The sequence below is a fragment of the Sporofaciens sp. SGI.106 genome, assembly GCF_050314255.1.
Taxonomy (GTDB): Bacteria; Bacillota; Clostridia; order Lachnospirales; family Lachnospiraceae; genus Claveliimonas.
Map to the genome: position 1 here is coordinate 1 of NZ_JBNPMZ010000043.1, position 2,336 is coordinate 2,336.

The 2,336-nt window shown below is 42.1% G+C and carries 2 protein-coding genes; both read left to right on the top strand.

Translation table 11 applies throughout. The features are described from left to right. Positions 1-132 precede the first annotated feature (132 nt). The gene (istA, locus tag ACQRCC_RS15445; RefSeq protein WP_427851635.1) at positions 133-1,446 is read left to right on the top strand and encodes an IS21 family transposase; all 1,314 of its coding nucleotides are present in this window, start codon (positions 133-135) and stop codon (positions 1,444-1,446) included. Further along, positions 1,439-2,242: an ATP-binding protein gene (locus tag ACQRCC_RS15450; protein WP_427851636.1), complete on the top strand. Its 804-nt coding sequence runs from the start codon at positions 1,439-1,441 to the stop codon at positions 2,240-2,242. Before istA ends, ACQRCC_RS15450 begins: the two co-directional genes overlap by 8 nt. Positions 2,243-2,336 lie beyond the last annotated feature (94 nt).

Consider the following 2,336-nt stretch of genomic DNA (forward strand, 5'->3'; position numbering starts at 1 on the left):
TGTTAGGGTCGGGCGGAATCGACCACCCAGAGTCGCTTAGAATTAACCATTTTTAGTCGGATAAAAAAAGCCATTGTATTTTCCTTTTCGTGTTCTAAAATGATGTATGCCAATGCATCAGTAGAAATCACAATGGGAGAAAAACACAATGACTTAACTGAAATAATAGCACATGCCCTCAATGAAATGAAGAGGGAAAAGGGAGAAAAATTCAATCCTGATAAAGTTAACCTTGCGGAGTTAGAACGTAGGACAGGGATTTCACGAGCCAAACTGCGAAGAATTAAAAAATCTGGCTTTATTGACCTGCCACATGCACTCACTGGCCGTAAAGCTGAACACACCCTTCTGACAGGGTTCTCAGGTATTATTGATGAACTACTACGAAAAGGAATCACCAACTCTGCTGTCTGCTATGACAGATTAAAAGAGAATGGTTTCCAGGGTGGATTAACCATCGTTAAAGAGTATATTTCCAATCATAAGGAACTTGTCCCACCTAAAAGACAGCTTGTAGCCTCTCAGGGCAACCGGGGTCGGCGTTACCATACTGCACCGGGAGAATCATACCAGATGGACTGGGGATTCGTAGAAGTGGAGAATGCCTCCGGTAACGCTTATAAAGTTGCCTGTTTTGCCATGATCTGCCATTGTTGCGGACGGCGATATATCGAGTTTTTCCCAAATGCCAAACAGGAGAACCTGTTTATTGGAATGATCCATGCATTTTTATATATGGGAATCCCTGAGTATGTCCTGACAGATAACATGAAAAGCGTTGTAATCCGACGTGATGAACAGGGACATCCGATCTGGCAGAAAGATTATGAACTGTTTATGGGGAATCTTGGCTTTGAAACAAAACTTTGCAAACCAAGGCACCCATTTACAAAGGGCTCGGTCGAACGTCTGGTACGGTTCGTAAAAGATAATTTCCTGCCGGGACGTGTCTTCAACGAAATCACGGATCTAAATTATGAAGCAATCCGTTGGTGCAATACTCAGAACAGTATTTATCACCGCGCAGTAGACTGCATTCCGAATGATAAACATACAATATTTTGTATGAAAAACGCCTCTGTACTTGAGGAGTCGATGGAATTATCGTATTATCTGTGTCCGGAACGTAAGATTTCCTTTGATGGTTTTGTTCACTATGAAGGACGCCGTTTTGGAGTTCCTTACTGGTACACAGAAAAGACCTGCCGTGTAAAAAGAGATGGCTACATACTCTACATATACGACTCAAAAATGACAAAAGTGCTCACATCACATGATGTTACATGGAGTCGCCGGGACAGCTTCTGCAAAGACCAGTATGTTACAGAACAACCGGAAGAAAGGCCTACTGCACCGGTAAAGATACATATCCAACAGCTTAATCCGCCTCCGTATGATTCCGGTTTCAGTAAATTTAACTTTGAGGAGGGACTGTGGGATGAATAAATCGCTTTTTGAACAGATCCAGGATGCAGCTGATTATTTAAATCTTGACCTGAATGCACAGGAAATGGCACAGCTCGCAGTCGACCATGAATATAGTGAGGAAAATATACGGATAGTTGCTGAAATGTTTACTTATCTGCAGCAAAAGAAGAAAGAAAACATTGTTTCAACATTGCTCCGATTGAGCCGCCTTCCATTAAAAGAGCCAAAAACTTTCGAAAGTTTTGATTTCGGGCAGCTTCATGGAAAACAAACAGATGCTCTGCGTAACTTGCCATCCCTTTCAGCTCTCTACGCACATAAAAACCTTGCGTTCATTGGCCCTCAGGGAGTTGGAAAAACACATCTTGCGATGGCATATGGGCGTAAATGTTGCCAGAATGGTCTGAAAGCGTATTTCTTAAAAGCAACTGAATTAAACCAACGCTTGACCGATGCCCGGAAGTATGGTCGGGAAAGCAGTACCATAAACGGCCTGGTAAAACCATCTTGTCTGATCATCGATGAGATAGGCAGATGCGTCTTTGACAAAGAGAATACCCGAATGTTTTTTGATGTCATTGACCGAAGATACAATAAGGAAGGACCAAATACTATGATATTTACAAGCAATAAAGGACCGGATAAATGGGGAGAGTTCTTCAACGAAGATTCTTCCTTGTTATGTGCCCTTGACCGTATATTTGACGATGCCACAGTATTCATGATTAAAGGAAACAGTTACCGTGGAAAAAACTGCGAAACAATAGCATTATCAGCCGGTGCTCCATCAGCACTACCTAAAGCACAACATTAAAGAAAGGAAAAGCTGATGCATTGGTTATTTCTGTCCGACTGAGATTGGTCATTTTCTCCCGACAATAAATGGCTAATATCTCCCGACGCTAACA

What these genes read in the sequence shown, in the direction of transcription:
- ACQRCC_RS15450 (WP_427851636.1), top strand. Translation starts at nt 1,439, where the DNA reads ATGAATAAATCGCTTTTTGAACAGATCCAGGATGCAGCTGATTATTTA.
- istA (WP_427851635.1), top strand. Translation starts at nt 133, where the DNA reads ATGGGAGAAAAACACAATGACTTAACTGAAATAATAGCACATGCCCTC.